This is a genomic window from Amycolatopsis magusensis, from assembly GCF_017875555.1.
Lineage (GTDB): Bacteria > Actinomycetota > Actinomycetes > Mycobacteriales > Pseudonocardiaceae > Amycolatopsis > Amycolatopsis magusensis.
This window is the reverse complement of record NZ_JAGGMS010000001.1, coordinates 6,257,555-6,273,676: the sequence shown is the minus strand read 5'-3', so window position 1 is coordinate 6,273,676 and position 16,122 is coordinate 6,257,555. Positions and strand designations below refer to the sequence as shown.

The 16,122-nt window shown below is 73.5% G+C and carries 10 protein-coding genes; 4 read left to right on the top strand and 6 right to left on the bottom strand.

Annotation, left to right across the window (positions count from 1 at the left end):
• Nucleotides 1-16: 16 nt before the first annotated feature.
• Nucleotides 17-229 carry an MbtH family protein gene (locus tag JOM49_RS27970; protein WP_209667183.1) on the top strand — a complete coding sequence of 71 codons (213 nt, stop codon included), beginning with the start codon at nucleotides 17-19 and terminating at the stop codon, nucleotides 227-229.
• Entirely contained in the window at nucleotides 222-1,910 is a 1,689-nt protein-coding gene (locus JOM49_RS27965) for a fatty acyl-AMP ligase (protein ID WP_209667182.1), read from the top strand. The genes JOM49_RS27970 and JOM49_RS27965 overlap by 8 nt, the downstream gene beginning before the upstream one ends.
• Nucleotides 1,911-2,044: 134 nt before the next feature.
• Here JOM49_RS27965 and JOM49_RS27960 read toward each other — a convergent pair whose 3' ends face one another.
• The 3 genes from JOM49_RS27960 to JOM49_RS27950 are packed head-to-tail and all read right to left on the bottom strand — an operon-like array spanning nucleotide 2,045 to nucleotide 5,917.
• Nucleotides 2,045-2,704 carry an ABC transporter ATP-binding protein gene (locus JOM49_RS27960; protein WP_209667181.1) on the bottom strand — a complete coding sequence of 220 codons (660 nt, stop codon included), beginning with the start codon at nucleotides 2,702-2,704 and terminating at the stop codon, nucleotides 2,045-2,047.
• On the bottom strand, nucleotides 2,701-3,369 hold the full coding sequence (locus JOM49_RS27955) for an ABC transporter ATP-binding protein (RefSeq protein WP_209667180.1): 669 nt from the start codon (nucleotides 3,367-3,369) through the stop codon (nucleotides 2,701-2,703). The genes JOM49_RS27960 and JOM49_RS27955 overlap by 4 nt, the downstream gene beginning before the upstream one ends.
• Nucleotides 3,362-5,917: an FtsX-like permease family protein gene (locus tag JOM49_RS27950; RefSeq protein ID WP_209667179.1), complete on the bottom strand. Its 2,556-nt coding sequence runs from the start codon at nucleotides 5,915-5,917 to the stop codon at nucleotides 3,362-3,364. The genes JOM49_RS27955 and JOM49_RS27950 overlap by 8 nt, the downstream gene beginning before the upstream one ends.
• Nucleotides 5,918-6,032: 115 nt before the next feature.
• Between JOM49_RS27950 and JOM49_RS27945 the strand changes: the two genes are divergently transcribed.
• The gene (locus JOM49_RS27945; RefSeq protein WP_209667178.1) at nucleotides 6,033-6,794 is read left to right on the top strand and encodes a class I SAM-dependent methyltransferase; all 762 of its coding nucleotides are present in this window, start codon (nucleotides 6,033-6,035) and stop codon (nucleotides 6,792-6,794) included.
• 34 nt (nucleotides 6,795-6,828) lie between these two features.
• Here the strand turns inward: JOM49_RS27945 and JOM49_RS27940 are convergent, their stop codons facing one another.
• The 3 genes from JOM49_RS27940 to JOM49_RS27930 all read right to left on the bottom strand — a co-directional run bounded on the left by JOM49_RS27940 (nucleotide 6,829) and on the right by JOM49_RS27930 (nucleotide 15,489).
• Nucleotides 6,829-7,668, bottom strand: a complete 840-nt coding sequence (locus tag JOM49_RS27940; RefSeq protein WP_209667177.1) for an LLM class F420-dependent oxidoreductase — start codon at nucleotides 7,666-7,668, stop codon at nucleotides 6,829-6,831.
• A 58-nt stretch (nucleotides 7,669-7,726) separates the two neighbouring features.
• On the bottom strand, nucleotides 7,727-8,068 hold the full coding sequence (locus JOM49_RS27935) for a hypothetical protein (protein WP_209667176.1): 342 nt from the start codon (nucleotides 8,066-8,068) through the stop codon (nucleotides 7,727-7,729).
• Nucleotides 8,069-8,220: 152 nt separating this feature from the next.
• Nucleotides 8,221-15,489: a type I polyketide synthase gene (locus tag JOM49_RS27930; RefSeq protein WP_209667175.1), complete on the bottom strand. Its 7,269-nt coding sequence runs from the start codon at nucleotides 15,487-15,489 to the stop codon at nucleotides 8,221-8,223.
• Nucleotides 15,490-15,600: 111 nt separating this feature from the next.
• Here JOM49_RS27930 and JOM49_RS27925 point away from each other — a divergent pair, with 111 nt between their 5' ends.
• Nucleotides 15,601-16,053 (top strand): MarR family winged helix-turn-helix transcriptional regulator, encoded by a 453-nt coding sequence (locus JOM49_RS27925; RefSeq protein ID WP_209667174.1) that lies wholly within the window; start codon nucleotides 15,601-15,603, stop codon nucleotides 16,051-16,053.
• The last annotated feature ends 69 nt before the right edge of the window (nucleotides 16,054-16,122 follow it).

The window sequence follows — 16,122 nt, the reverse complement described above, 5'->3', positions numbered from 1 at the left end:
ACCGCAGGAGGCAACGATGAGCGACGAGAACGACCGCCGGTACCGGGTCGTGGTCAACCACGAGGAGCAGTACTCGATCTGGCCGGAACACCGCGAGAACCCGGCCGGGTGGCGGGACGCGGGCCGCAGCGGCACCAAGGACGAATGCCTCGCCTTCGTCAGCGAGGTGTGGACCGACATGCGGCCGCTGAGCCTGCGGGTGCGGACGGAGGCACGCGCGAATGCTTGAGCACGCGCTGCGTCCCGACCCGGGACACCGCACGCTGGCCGACGTCCTCGCGCGCAACCTGCCCGCACGCGCCGACGAACGAGCGGTCGTGATCCTCGACCGTGAAGGCCGGGAAGTCGACGAAGCCACCTACGGCGAACTGGACCGCCGCGTGCGGGCACTGGCCGCGCTGCTGCAGCAGGTCGTGGCGCCGGGGGAGCGGGCGCTGGTGATGACCCCGACCGGCGTGGATTTCCTCGTCGGGTTCTTCGCCTGCGCCTACGCCGGGGTGATCGGCGTGCCCGTGCCACCACCGGAAGCGGGCGCGAAACAGCTCGCGCGCCTGCGCAGCATCGTCAAGGATGCCGCCCCGGCCGCGATCCTGACCACCACCGAGATCGCCGAGTCCGAAGTGGCCGGTGAACTCGGCGCCGCGCAACTGGTGGTGATCTCCGAGGTCGACCCGGACCTGGCCGAGCTGTGGACCGATCCGGGGGCCACCGGGGAGCAGGTCGCGTTCCTGCAGTACACCTCCGGGTCCACCGCGGAACCCAAGGGCGCGATGATCACCCACGCCAACGTCGCCGCGAACCTGGCCGCGGTCTGGCACCTCGCCCACGTCGAACCCGACCACCCGCTGCGGGTCGTGAGCTGGCTGCCGCTGTTCCACGACATGGGGCTGCTGCAACCGCTGCTCACCTTCTACACCGGCGGCCAGGTCGCGCTGATCCCGCCGATGGAGTTCCTGCTGCGGCCCGCGGTGTGGCTGGAGGCCATGTCGCACTACCGCGGCGAGTTCTCCTGCGCCCCCAACTTCGCCTACGACGTCTGCGCCACCAAACTCACCGACCGGCAGCGCGCGGACCTGGACCTGAGCAGCTGGCGGGCCGCGGTCAACGGCGCCGAACCGGTCCGCTACGACACCCTGGAACGCTTCGCCGCCGCGTTCGCCCCGGCGGGCTTCCCCGAGTCGGCGATCACCCCGGCCTACGGACTGGCCGAGGGCATGGTCTACGTCAGCGGCTCGCGGGAACCGTCCGACCCGCGCTACGTCGACCTGGACGTACTGGAACTGGAGAAATCCGGACGGCTCGTGGACGCCGCGTCGGGTGGCCGCCGGATCGTGGCGTGCGGCCGGGTCCCGTCGAACCTGGACGTGCGGATCGTCGACCCGGCCACCGGCGAACCGTCCGAAGAGGACCGCCCGGGTGAGGTGCGGATCGCCGGCGCGAGCATCTCGGCGGGCTACTGGCAGCGCCCCGAAGCCACCGAGGCCAAGTTCGGCGGCGGCTGGCTGCGCACCGGCGACCTCGGTTTCCGGCGCGACGGCCATCTCTTCGTCCTCGGCCGCCTCGACGACATGATCATCGTGGACGGGCGCAACCACTACCCGCAGGACGTCGAACTGACTGTCGGCGAAAGCCACCCGCTGCTCGACCCGAGCCGCTGCGCCGCGTTCGCCTACGACGAGGACGGCCAGACCCGCCTGGGCATCCTGGCCGAAACCCAGCGAGGCGCCCCCGTCGACGACCCGGCGGCCGTGGCCGAGGTGATCCGCCACGCCGTCGCCGCGGAACACCAGCTCGGTGCCGCGGCCGTGCACGTCCTCAAACCGGGCGGCCTGCCCCGCACGACGAGCGGGAAGGTGCAGCGCGCCAAGAGCCGCGCCCTGCACGAAGCAGGCACCCTGCCCACCTGGTGAGCCCCTCGATCAGCTGCCGACCCCCCGACAGCTCGCGCTGAATGCTATGAGTGGGGCATTACTTGCAATGGACGCAAGTAATGCCCCACTCATAGCATTCCGAGCCGGGGAAGGGGGTCGGGTTTGTTTGCTGCTCAGTCGAGGGCGGCGGTGAGGACGCCGTCGAGCAGGCGGACCCGGCGGTCGGCGATGTCGTGGACGCGGTCGTCGTGGGTGGCGGCGATGACGGCGGCACCTTCGGCGGCGCAGTCCCGCAGCAGGCGCAGGACCGGGACGATGCTGGCGCCGTCGAGGTGGGCCGTGGGTTCGTCGGTCAGCAGGACCTTCGGCCGGGCGCTGACCGCGCGTGCCAGTGCGACCCGTTGCTGCTGGCCGAACGACACCTCCGCCGGGTAGCGGTCGGCGAGGGCGCCGACACCCAGTGCGTCGAGCAGGGTCTCGACCCGGGCGGTGATGTCTTCGCCGGTGGGGCGCAAGCGCAGTGGCAGCGCGACGTTCTCCGCCACGGTCAGTTCGTTCGCCAGACCGAGGGCCTGGGGAAGCACCGCGCAGGTGTGCCACGGGGGCGCGTCGCTGATCGGCACGCCGTCCAGGTAGACCGAACCCGAGTCGGGTGAGTCGAAACCGCCCAGCAGGGCGAGCAGCGCGCTCTTCCCGGAACCCGAGCGGCCGGACACCGTGGTCAGTTCCCCGGCGTGCACCTGCAGTTCCAGGCCGCGCAGCACTTCGACGTCCCCGCTGGGATGGGCGAAGCGCCGGTGCAGGCCCACCGCGCGCAGAGCCGGTTCGCTCATGCCGCCACCCGCCCTTCCCGCAACCGCACCACGTGCGAGCCGAGGGCGATCAGGCGGTCGTCGTGGGAGGCGACCACCACGGTGAACTCGTCGGCCACCAGATCGGCCAGGGTTTCCAGCACCAGGTCCGCCGACGCCTCGTCCAGCTGGGAAGTGGGCTCGTCGGCCAGGATCACCGCCGAGCCGCGGGCGAGTTCGCAGCCGAAAGCCAGTCGCTGCTGCTGCCCGCCGGACAACGCGGTGAGCCGCCAGTCCGCGGTGTGCGCGAGGCCGAGCCGGGCCAGGATCGCCGCCGCGTCACAAGCCCTTCGCGCGGAACGCGCCGCCGCGTGCAGATTGTCCTCAACGGACAGATACTCGAGCAGGTTGTCCAACGGCTGCTGGAAAACCACGCCGAGGTGGTCCCGGCGCAGCAACCGGCGGGACCGGTGGCCGAGGTTCGTGGTCTCGGTGCCGTCGAAGCACACCGAGCCGCGGGAGGGCCGGTCGACCAGGCCCAGCACCCGCAGCAGCGTCGACTTGCCCGAACCGGACGGGCCGGCGAGCACGGTCAGCTCCCGGTGCGGCACGGTGAACGCGGCGTCGTGCACGGCGGTCACCAGACCGGCCGGGGTGGGGTAGTCGACGCCGACCCCGTCGAGCTGGAACATCGGGACGTCAGGCACGCAGCAACTCCGCGGTCCGGGCGGTGCGCACCGAACGCACCGCGAGCCAGCCTGCCATGGCCACCACCAGCACCGCGGCCGTGGTCGCGCCGAGCACGAACAGCGTCGGATCCGGCGGCACCGACCGCGGGGCCAGCCAGCGCGCCGGGTCGAACCGCGGTGCCGAGATCGCCGCGACCGCGACCCCGCACGCCACCCCGGTCACCAGCGCCATCCCGGCCAGCGCGCCGTGCTCGATCAGGTGGCTGCGCAGCAGCGCGCGCGGGCGCATGCCCATGCGCAGCACCAGCGCGCCGGCGAGCGCGTTCTGCCGCCGCCGGACCTCCACCGCCACCAGCAACGCCAGCACCGCGACCACGCCCAGCACCCCGCCGAGCAGCACCACGAAGCTGAAGGTCCACTCCACCAGGAAGAACGGCAGCGAGTCGAGCGCGGCGTCGCGGCTGACCGCGTTGGGGTGCGCCAGATCCGCCGCGGCCAGCGCGCCGACCAGACCGGACAGCGGCAGCTCGGACAGCACCGTCCACTTCGGAACAGTGGTGAGCTGGGCCGGGGACAGCGCGGCACGGGAGATCACGTAGCCGGGCTTGCCGCCGATGATCGGGAACAACGCGAGGTCGGCGACCGGGTGGGCGTCGGGCAACCCGGGCAGCGCGGTCTTCTGCCCCGGCCGGTGCCCGACCCGCAGCGCGGGCACGCCGTCGGGGCCCGGTGCGCCGAGCTTGTCCAGCAGCGCCGGGTCGAAGTCGCCGAGCCAGGCCGATCCGGTGAACGAAGCCGGGTCGACCACCAGCACCACGCTGCCGGTGCCGGTCAGCTCGCCGACCACGGTGCTGTTCCCGCGCAGGGCTTCGGGCAGCGGGACCTCGCCGGTGCCGACCGGGGATTCGGTGTCGGCACGGGAGTTCGCGCCGACGAACATCCCGGATTTGGTCTCCAGTGCGTTCCGCTGGCCGTCGGCGATGCCGTTGCCCGCGGCCAGGGTGCCCAGCGCGAGCACGCCGATCACCAGCACCCCGGTCACCGGGGCGCGCGCACCGGCCAGCCGCCGGATCGCCATCTGCAGCGCCGGGCGGGACCAGAACCTCGCGCGGTGGGAGGCGGCGAGCAGCAGCCACCCGAGCCGCGCGGCCACCAGCCCGGCGGTGAGCACCACGAACACCGGGTAGGTCAACGCGATCGGGTCGATCGGCGGCACCGGATCGGTGGCGGTCAGCGGTGGGCGCTCGGTCAGCCGCAGCCAGCCGAGCAACGCCAGCACCGCCGCCCCCAGTTCCCACGGCAGCCAGAACAACACCTGCCGCCCGCGCCCGCCGGTGACCCGCCCCAGCTGGAACTCGCGGTGCACCCGGATTGACACGACCCCGGCCAGCAACGCCACCGACAGCACGAGCACCCCGGCGGCGACAGCGACCGAGAGCCACTTCGCCGGGGTGCTCGCGGCCCCCGGCGGCCCGTAGACGCCGAGCAGTGCGTGGGCGAGCCCGGTCCCGGTCGCGCCGCCGAGCAGCAGCGCCGATCCCAGCTCGGCCACCGCGAGTCCACCCAAGGCCAGCGGACCGGCACCTCTCGTGACGTGCAGCCGGATGTGCCGGTACCGGCGCTGGTACCACTGCAGCCCGACCGTGCCGATGCCGCCGAGGCCGACCAGCACGCTGAGCGCGGCCAGCGGCAGGATCGAGTCGCGCACGTTCTCCTGGGCCATGCGCGCGATCTCGTGGGAGACGGAGAACGGCACCCCGGCGTCGAGCCGCACGCCCGGACCCAGGTCGGCACGGACCGCGGCGACCAGCTCGTCCGCCCGCCGCACCTGGTCCTCGGCTTCGGCGACGGTCGCCGGTGCGGGGGCGTCGAAGGTGACCCGCACCGATTCCAGCTGCCCGACCCCCGCCGCGGCCACCGCGGTGTCGAAGCTCGCGCGGTCGGTGGCGAACACGATCGCCCCGCCCGCCGGGTCGACCTTGCGCTGCTGCACCGCCAGCGCCTGCTGGGAGCACCACCAGCGCGGCGCCGGATTCACGAGGTCCTCGTACACGCCGACCACCGGCGGCAACTGCCCGCGTTCACCCCGCACGCCGAGGCCGAGCCCGGCCTGCGAGAACAGGTCGCCGCCCATCCACAGCCCCGGCGCGCGGCTGCCGTCGAAGAGCGTGAGCTGGTCGAGGCCACCGTCGGTGTAGCCGAGGCGGGTCTTGTAGGCGGTGCCGCCGAACTCGACGTCGGGCAGATCGGGCGTGTACATCGAGGCGCGTGGCGCGCCGAAGCCGTGCGCGGGGGCATGCCGCCGGGCGGAATCCAGAAGCGCGGGCATCGCCGCGGGGGAGACGTCGCGCTGGGTGAACGACGGCCCGTACAGGTCCGGGCACGAGGTCTCGGCCTGCGCGGACACCGTGGCGCCACCGGCGGCCGAGGCGTGCAGGACCGCCGCGCCGGCGAGGAAGCACGACAGCAGCGCGGTGACCCCGGCGACGAGCAGGGTCAGCGGACTGGACCACGCCGCCCGAGGTGCCTTGCGCCACGGGCTGGCACCGCGGTGTGCCCTGGGCATGGACGAGGCTGCTCCCCTGCGCCTTCGCATGGCTGTGCACGTTACCGCGCGGGATCGGCCGCGTCTCCGGCCTTGGGCGAGTTCGTGACAAACGCGGGGGCTCTACGCTCGGCTCATGAATGATCTGGCCCGCGCCTGGGACGAAGCCGCCGAAGGGTACGAGGCGTACTTCGTGCCGCGATTCGCGCCCTGGGTCCGCACGGCGGCCGACGCGCTGGCGCCGCTGCCGGACGGGCCGATCCTGGTGCCGTGCTGCGGCACGCTGCCCGAACTGGACGCGCTGACCGAGCACTTCCCCGGCCGGGAGATCACCGGGATCGACCTGTCCGCGGGCATGGTGCGCCTGGCCCAGGCCCGAGCCGCCGGAAATCCCCTGGTCACCGCCGTCGAAGGCGATGCCGCCACGCTGGATCCCCGGTGGACGGGCCGGTGCGCGGCCGTGGTGTCGGTGTTCGGGCTGCAGCAACTGCCCGAACCGGATGTCGCGCTCGCCGCCTGGGCGGCGGCACTGCGCCCCGGCGGGCGGCTGTCGGTGGTCTACTGGCCCGGCGCCATCGAAACGGAGGGCCCGTTCGCGGTCATGCGGGAGGCACTGCGCCCGCGAGTCACCCCGTCGGACCGATCGTGGGAGGACCGGCTCGTCCCCGCACTGTCCGAAGTGGAACTGGAGCGGGACGAGTTCGTCACCCACCCCATGACCCACCCGGACGCGGAGACCGTCTTCGAGGCCTACACCCGATCAGGCCCACTGCGCCCGCTCGTCACAGCACGGGGAGAACAGTTCGCACAGGAGTTGCGCGAAGAGTTCCTGCGCCTGGCCCCGGCCGGTGAGTGGACCCACCGGCCAGGCGCCCGGCTGCTGGTCGCCCGCCGCTAGCCCGGGAACGAGCGATCGCCGGCTTTCCCGGTCGTCATCGCAACGGCTCGAGCGCCTTCGCCAGTGGCTCCAGGACGGCCGGGGTGTGTGGCGGGGGCAGGTAGATGATGGCCAGGTCGAGGCCCGCTTCGCCGAGGGCTTCGGCGTCCTCGGCGACCTTGGCGTAGTCGGCGTCCTGCCCGAGGCGGACGTGCGCGGACAACGTGATTTCGCTCGGGTCGCGACCGATGTCCGCGCAGTGCCGGTGCAGCACGTCACGCTTGTGGGCGAACTCCTCGGGCGTGCCGCCGACGAAATTCCAGTGCTGCGCGTACTTCGCGGTCGTTCGCAGGGTGCGCTTCTCGCCGCTGCCCCCGATGCAGATCGGCGGGTGTGGCCGCTGCACCGCCTTCGGTTCGCAGCGGGCGCCGGTCAGCTGGTAGTGCTCGCCGTGGAACGTGGTGGTCTCCTGGGTGAGCAGACCCACGAGGACCGCGCAGGCCTCCTCGAAGCGGTCGCTCCGTTCCTTGACCGGACCGAGCCGCATGCCGTACGCACCGGACTCCTCTTCGTTCCAGCCCGCGCCGACGCCGATCTCCAACCGGCCACCGGAAACGATGTCGAGCGTGGCGGCCATGTTCGCGAGCAGGGCGGGGTGGCGGTAGTGGATCCCGCTGACCAGCGTGCCGAGCCGGAGCCGGTTCGTGGCCTGCGCGAGCGCGGTGAGGGTCACCCAGCCTTCGAGGCACGGACCGGCCGGATCCGAAAAAATGGGATAGAAGTGATCGAACGTCCAAGCGGATTCGAACAGTTCGATCTCGTCGGCGGCCTGCCACACGGCGAGCATGTCCGCCCAGAGGGTGTCCTGCGGCGAGGTCTTGATGGCGAATCGCATGATCGTGATCCTAAACCGCCGTCCCCGCGCCGCGTGGCCCTCGCGCGCCCCCGATCAGCTACAGGAACTCGATCCACGGTCCGTTGCTGCTCATCCAGCTGTTCGCCGGGCAGCGCTGGCTGGACAGCCCGTTGCGCAGTGAGGCGTTGCCGACCAACCTACCGCCCTCCGCGCACTCGATGACCACGCGGAATCTCGTGTAACCGCTGTCCAGGACCGTGCAGGTGGCGGACGCGGAGGCCTGCGGGTTCCGTTTGATGACGAACCACTGGCATTCGGCCTGGATCGTGACGCCTCCACCTGCGGGTGCGGGTGCGGCGGAAGCGGCCATCGTCCCGGAGCCCAGACCGGCGAGCGCGAACGCGGCGACGGCGGCCGCGGCTTTGACCTTGCGTTCCATGCGAACTCCTGTTTCCTGCGAGGTGGATCAGCCGGAATGGTTTCGACTTCGCTATCAAAACGCGGCCGGCGGACCTTTCCCAAGGGGTTTCATCGAGCAATGAATCCCTTGTCCGTGTCCCGGCGGGGCGAGCCCCTTCGAACGGCGAGGGGTCAGCGGGTTTCCCAGGTGCGGATGGCGTCGACGGTGGTGGCGGTGTGCTCGTCCAGCACGGTGAAGTGGTCGCCGGGGACGCGGAGGCAGTCGTGCGGCAGGGGCCAGTCCTGTTCCGCGGCGGCTTCGGTGGCGCGCAGGAGCAGTGTGGGCACCTCGGTCCGCGCCGGGTTCCAGTCGCAGAACAGGCGCGTGTAGGCGCCCATCGCGGCGATCGCGGAATCCGGGACGGCGTCGAAGGCCTCGCCGAGGGTGAGGGCGCCGTGCGCGGGCAGGCGCAGCAGCCAGTCCTCGCTCTGGTTCTCCGGGGTGACGTGGTAGGTGTCGATCAGGACGATCCCGACCGGCGGCCTGCCCACCTCCTCCAGCGAGGTGGCGACGGCGTGGGCCACGGTCCCGCCGGTCGACCGGCCCGCGAGCACGAAAGGCCGGTTCCCGGCCAAAGCCAGCACGGCGTCTGCGTGCAACTGGACCACCGCGTCCCGGTCGGCCGGGACCGAGGTGCCCGCGGCGAAACCGGGGTGCGGCAGCACGTGGACCTCGCGCTCGCCCTCGAACAACGTCGCCAGCCGGGTGTATTCGGCCGGGCCGGGGCTGAACGAGGGCAGGCAGAGCAGCGCGGGCGCCCGGTCACCGCGAGCCAGGGTGACCGGGGTGGTGCGGTGCGCGCCCCGGTCGGCCACGCCGAAACTCGGTGAGGCGAGGGACGCGCTGAACAGCATGTGCATCGCGGCCACCACCTGACCCGATTCGCACACCCGCCGGTAGAGCGAGGCCAGCGTGCCCGCGGCCGCCGCCGGTGGCGGTGTGCCCAGCTGGGTGGCGAGGTGCTCGGCGAGCGCGGCGGGGGTCGGGTGGTCGAACACCACGGTCGCGGCCAGGTGCACGTCGAGCAGCGCGGCCAGCCGGTTGCGCAGTTCCACCGCGGTCAGCGAGTCGAAACCCAGCCCGGAGAACGCCTTGTCCGGCTCGATGGCGGCGGTGTCGCGGTGCCCGAGCACGTCGGCGATGGCCTGGAGCACCAGTTCGATGGTGCTGCGGTCCCGGCGCCGCGCCGGGGCACCGGCCGGGGCGGCGGCGACCGCGCGCACCGGCCGCAGCAGGCCACGCAGCCTCGGCGGGACGGGCTGACCCGGCCGCAGCGCGCTCTGGTCGAGCAGGATCGGGGCCAGCACCGGCTCGTCACCGGCGAGCGCGGCGTCGAACAGCGCCAGCCCGTGCTCGGCCTGGATCGGCGCCACGATGGACGGCGAACCGGCCTGCGCGGACATGCCGTGCTCGGTGTGCCACTGCCCCCACGCCAGTGACAGCGCGGGCAGGCCGAGTGCGCGCCGGTGGCGGGCGAGACCGTCGAGGAAGGCGTTCGCGGCGGCGTAGTTGCCCTGCCCGGCGTTGCCCAGCACCCCGGCGGCCGAGGAGAACAACACGAACGCCGCCGCGTCACCGGCGAGTTCGTGCAGCCACCACGCACTGTCCGCTTTGGACCGCAGGACGGCGCTGAGCCGGGCGGGTGTCAGCGCGGTCAGGATGCCGTCGTCGAGCACCCCGGCGGCGTGCACCACCGCGCCCACCGGCCCGATCTCCGCCAGCAGCCGCGCGAGGTCCTCGCGGTCGCTGACATCGCAGGCGACGACCTCCGCGCCCAGTGCGGCCAGCTCGGCGGCCCCCGGGGCGTCCGGGCCGCGGCGGCTGGTCAGCACGAGCCGCCGCACCCCGTGGTGGGCCAGCAGGTGCCGGGCCAGCAGCCCGCCGAGCGCGCCCGTGCCGCCGGTGATCAGCACGGTGGCGTCGGGGTCGAAGGCGTGCCGGTGCTCCGGCGGCGGGGCCACGGTGAGCCGCGGCACCCGCAGCTGACCGTCCCGGATGGACACTTCGGGCTCGCCACCGGCCACCGCGGCGGCGATCAGGTCACGCTGGTCCCGGTCGCCGTGGACGAGGACGAACCGGCCGGGGTGCTCGTTCTGCGCCACCCGGACCAGCCCGCAGGCCGCGGCCGTCGCCGGGTCACCGCTTTCGGCGACCAGCACGAGCGGCCGGTCCCCGTCGAGCGATTCGTGCAGCCAGCCCAGCGTGCGCGTGGTCAGCGAATGCGCCCGGTCCACCACGTGCGCGGCCGGGTCGGTGAGCGCCCGGACGTCGAACTCGCGCTGGGCCGGGCCACGCGGGATCGTCTGCCAGACCGGCCGCAGCAACGCGCTGTCGGCGTCGGCCGAGGGCAGCGCGTTCGGCGGCAACGGCCGGGTCACCAGCGAGTCGATGCGGGCCACCGGATTGCCGTGGTGGTCGTCGATGGCCACGGCGAACGCGTCGCGCCCGGCCGGGGTGAGCCGGGCCCGCACAGCGGTCGCGCCGGTGGCGTAGAGGCGGACCCCGGTCCAGGCGAACGGCAGCTGGATCGGCCCGTGCGCGCCACCGGCGAGCAGTTTCGCGTGCACCACCGCGTCGAGCAGCGCCGGGTGCAGGGCGAAGCGGCCGGGTTCGGGCACCCGCACCTCGGCGTAGACGGTGTCCCCGTCGCGGTGGATGGACCGCACGCCCTGGAACGCCGGGCCGTAGTCGTAGCCGCGTGTGGCGAGCGCGGCGTAGGCCTCGGCGATGTCGACGCCGTCCAGATCGGACTCGAACACGGGCCAGTCGTCGGCGGCGGGCGGCTCGTCCTGGGTGGCCACCCGCCCGGTGGCGTGCAGCACCCAGGGCGCGGTGTCGCCGTGCCGGGCGTGCAGCGACAACTGCCCGGTCTCCTCGAGCAGCACCTGCACGGTCAGTTCCCCGGTCTCCGGCAGCGCCATCGGGGTGCGCAGCAGGAATTCCGCCAGCGTGGCGTCGGCGGCCTGCAGCGCCATCTCCACCAGCGCCGCCGCGGGCACCACCAGCGTGCCGGAGATGCGGTGGTCGGCCAGCCACGGGTGCGTCCGCACCGACAACGTCCCGGTGAACAGCGTCTTCCCGGTGCCCGCGATCGGGCGCCCGGCCGAGAGCATCGGATCCTCGCCGGAATCGTCGAGCCAGAACCGCGAGCGCTGGTAGGCGTAGGTGGGCAGGTCCGCGACCGGGGTGCCGCCGAACATCGCCGCCCGGTCCAGTTCGGCACCGTGCACCCACAGGCAGGCCACCGCCGCGGGCACCGAGGGCGACATCGGCGCGAACACCCCGTCGCTGGTCTCCTGCGCGGGCGCGGTGAGCACCGAGGACGGGCCCAGTTCGGCGAACAGCGTGACGCCCGCGTCGGACAGCGTGCGCATCGAATCGGCGAACCGGACCGCGCGGCGGGCGTGGCGCACCCAGTAGTCGGCGCCGCTGAGCAGGCCGGGGTCGGCGATCCGCCCGGTCAGCCCGGACACCACCGGGAGCACCGGGTCGCGGTAGGACAGTCCTTCCGCGACCGCCCGGAACTTGCCCAGCATGGGTTCGAGCAGCGGGGAGTGGAAGGCGTGGCTGACCTCGAGCCGGGTGGTGCGCCTGCCCCGGGCGGCGAAATCCGCGGCCAGCGCGAGCGCTTCGGCTTCCGTGCCGGACACGACCACCGACCGGGGCCCGTTGACCGCGGCGACGGCGAGCCGGTCCTCGAGCCCGGCCAGGCTCGCCAGCACCTCGCGTTCCCCGGCCTCGATCGCCACCATCGCCCCGCCCGGCGGCAGGTCACGCATCAGCGACCCGCGCGCGGCGACGAGCTCGGCGGCGTCCCGGATGGACAGCACCCCGGCCACGTGGGCCGCGGCCAGCTCCCCGATGGAATGCCCGGCCAGGTGGTCCGGCCGCAGGCCCCACGACTCCAGCAGCCGGTACAGCGCGACCTCGAAGGCGAACAACGCGGCCTGCGCGAAGTCGGTCCGGTCGAGCAGTGCCCGGTCGGTGCCGGTGATCACCGAGCGCAGCGGGTGCTCGAGCAGCGGGTCGAGGAACCGGCAGACGTGGTCGAAGGCGGTCGCGAACACCGGGAACGCGCGCAGGTCCTCGCCCATGCCGAGGTGCTGCGCGCCCTGGCCGCTGAACAGGAACGCGAGCTGGCCCCGGACGGCCGCGGTGCCGGTGATCACCCGTGGATCGGGTTCACCCGCGGCGAGGGAGGTCAGCGCTTCGGGATCCAGTACCGCGGCCCGGTGGCTGAACACGGGCCGGCGAGCCAGCGTGCGCCCGACCTCGGCGGCAGGTAGTCCCGTGACGGCGTCGGCGAGTTTCGCGGCCTGGGCGCGTACGTCGGTCGCGCTGGAGAGCAACCACGGCAGTCCGGCGGGGGATTCGCCGGGCGCGCGGTCGGGCGCCGGTGCCTGTTCGAGGATGACGTGCGCGTTGGTGCCGCTGATGCCGAACGAGGACACCCCCGCCCGCCTCGGTCTGCCGGTGACGGGCCACGGGCGGGCGGTGTCGGCGATCTCGACCCCGGCCGACCAGTCCACGTGCGAGGTGGGCGTGCCCACGTGCAGGGTCTTCGGCAGCACGCCGTGCCGCATCGCCTCGATCATCTTGATCACCCCGGCGACCCCGGCCGCGGCCTGCGTGTGCCCCAGGTTGGCCTTGATCGAGCCGAGCTGGAGCGGCCGGTCGGCCGGGCGGTCCGCGGTGTAGGCGGCGATCAGCGCCCTGGCCTCGATCGGGTCGCCGAGCGTGGTGCCGGTGCCGTGGGCCTCCACGGCGTCCACTTCGGACGGCTGCAGCCCGGCGGCGGCCAGCGCGCGCTGGATCACCCGCTGCTGCGCGGCGCCGCTGGGCGCGGTGAGCCCGTTCGACGCGCCGTCGGAGTTGACCGCCGACCCCCGCAGCACCGCCAGCACCGGGTGCCCGTGGCGGCGGGCGTCGGACAGCCGCTCCAGCACCAGCAGCCCGACGCCTTCACCCCAGGCGGTGCCGTCGGCGTCGGCGGAGAACGGCTTGCACCGGCCGTCCGGGGCCAGCCCGCGGCTGCGGCTGAACCCGATGAACGAGTTCGGCGTGCACATCACCGCGGCCCCGCCGGCCAGCGCCAGCGAGCACTCCCCGGACCGCAGCGCCGCCGCCGCCCAGTGCAGCGCCACCAGCGACGAGGAGCACGCGGTGTCGACGGTGATCGCCGGGCCGCGCAGGCCGAAGGTGTAGGCGATCCGCCCGGAGGCCACGCTGCCCGCCGAACCCAGGCCCAGCTGCGCCTCCAGTTCGCCGGGCACGTGGCGGATGCGGGCGGCGTAGTCGTCGTACATCAGGCCCGCGAACACGCCGGTGTCGCTCTCGCGCAGGGAAGCGGGGTCGATCCCGGCCCGTTCGAACGCCTCCAGCGCGGTTTCCAGCAGCAGCCGCTGCTGCGGGTCCATCGCCAGCGCCTCGCGCGGGGAGATGCCGAACGGCGCCGGGTCGAACTCGGCGGCGTCGTGCAGGAACCCGCCGCGGCGGGTGTAGGAGTGCCCGGTCCGGTCGGGATCGTCGTCGAAGAGCCCGGCCAGGTCCCAGCCGCGGTCGTCCGGGAAGCCGGAGGTGGCGTCGACCTCGTCGGCGAGCAGGCGCCACAGGTCCTCCGGCGAGCGCACCCCGCCGGGGTAGCGGCAGGCCATGCCGATGATCGCGATCGGCTCGGCCGCCTCGGCGGTGACCGGCAGGCGCTCAGCCGGTTCGGCCTCACGCAGGTGCCGCGCCAGCTGCGCGGGAGTCGGGAACTCGAACACGAGCGTGCCGGGCAGCGGCAGGCCGGTGCGTTCACTGAGCCGGGTGCGCAGGTCGACCGCGCTGAGCGAGGTGATGCCGAGTTCGGAGAACGGCCGGTCCGGGGCCAGCACGTCGTGCTCGGTCAGCCCGGCCGCGGCCGCGGTCTCCCGCAGCACCAGGTCGAGCAGGTCGGGGGCGGCCGAGCCGAGCTGGTGGCGCAGGATCTTGCCCGAGCCGGTGCGCGGCACGTGGTCGATCCGGTGGAACTCCGCCGGGACCTTGATCGCGGCGAGTTCGCGGCGGCACGCGGCCCGCAGCCGGTCCGGCTCGAACGGCTCGGCGACCACGTAAGCCACCGGGACCTCGCCGAGCACCTCGTGCGGCTGCCCGGCCACGGCCACGTCGGCGACCTCCGGCAGCGCGGCCAGCACCCGCTCGACCTCGGCCGGGTGGATCTTCTCGCCGCCGCGGATGATCAGCTCGCTCAGCCGCCCGGTGATCTCCAGGTGCCCGTGCTCGACGAACCGGCCCAGGTCCCCGGTGCGGTACCAGTCACCCGGCTCCAGCGGCGGACCCCCGTGGTAGCCCAGCATCAGGCTCGGGCCGCGGAACCACACCTCGCCCTCGGCGCCGGTGGGCACGGTCTCGCCGGTGTCGGGATCGACGATGCGGGCCTCCTGGCCGGGGACCAGCGCGCTGCCCGCCGTGCGCGGGTCGCCCGGCGCGGCCATGGTGATCTTGCCGGAGGCCTCGGTGCTGCCGTACCCGTCGAGCAGCGGGGTGCCGAAGGCCTCGGCGAAGGCGTCGCGCAGCTCCAGGCTGCTGGGTGCGCCCGCGGTGATGCAGACCCGCGGGCCGCGCACGGTGCCGTCGGTCGCGGCCACGAGCTGGCGGTAGGTCGCGGGCACCCCGCCGAGCGCGGTGAACCCGCCTTCGCACAACGCGCCGAGGGTCTCCTCGGCGGTGAACCCGGGCAGGATGCGGGCGCTCGCGCCGACCACGGCCACCCCGATCACGCAGAAGGTGTGCGCGAAGGCGTGGTGCAGCGGCAACGGCCACAGCAGGGTGTCGTGCTCGCCGAACCCGAGCACCGATTCGTAGCAGGCCTCGATGTTCCACAGCACCGAACGCTGGCTGGAGACCACCCCGCGTGGCTCGCCGGAGGTGCCCGAGGTGTAGAGGATCCACGCCGGGGCGTCGAGCGGGAGGTCGTCGCGGGGTGGATCCGGGGGAGGGGTGGTGGCCAGTTCCTCGAAGGCGGCCCCGGTGACCAGCACCGGCCGGTCGGTGACCCGGCGGACCTGCGGTTCGTGCGCGGCGTCGGTGATGACCAGCACCGGGGCGCAGTCACGCAGCTGGACCTCCACCTCGGCGTCGGAGCCGCGCGGGTTGAGCGGCACGCCGATCGCGGCCGCCCGCGTGATCGCCAGCAGCCCCTCGACGGCCTCGATCGAATTGCCCAGCAGCAGCGCGACGCGCGTGCCCCGGCCGACGCCCAGCCCGGCCAGGTGCCCGGCGAGGCACCCGGTGCGCTCGGCGAGTTCGGCGTGACCGATCGACCGGCGGGCGTCGCGGTAGGCGATCTTGCCCGCGAGCCGGCCGGCGTTGTCCCGCAGCGTCCCGGCGATCGACCGGATCCGCGTGCCCTGCGCCATGTGTCGTCCCCCTGCGAGGCCTCAGCTGGGACCAACTTACTCGTACCGGACATTTGCTTAACCTAAGCAAGTATCGTAAAGTTGTATCGAGCAAGCATTCCGGAGGCGAACGTGATCACATCGGCGACCGCGGCCGAGCTGGTGGACGCCCTGCGCGCGGTCATCCGCTCGGGCAAGGCCGTCCAGCAGCACGCCTACCTGCACGAACAGCTGCCGCCCGGCGCCGTGGCCCTGCTGTCGCTGCTGCACCGCGAAGGGGAGCAGCGGCTGGGCCGCATCGCCGAACGGCTCGACGTGGACCCGTCGGTGATCAGCAGGCAGGTCGCCCCGCTGGAACGCACCGGGCTGGTGCGCCGCCGCCCCGACCCGGACGACGGCCGCGCCGGCCTGCTCGCCGTCACCGCCGACGGCGCCCGCTACCTGTGCGCCCACCAGGAGCGGTGGGCCGAACTGGTGGCCACCGCGCTCGCGGACTGGGCCGAGGACGACGCCGAAGCCCTCATCGGCGGCCTGCGGCGGCTCACCACCGACATCCGCGCCGTGCGCACCCTCGTCACCCCCTGAAACCCCTTCACGCACCAAGGAGAAACACCCAGTGGCTTCGCCCACGTCTTCAGCCGCGCCCGTCTCCGC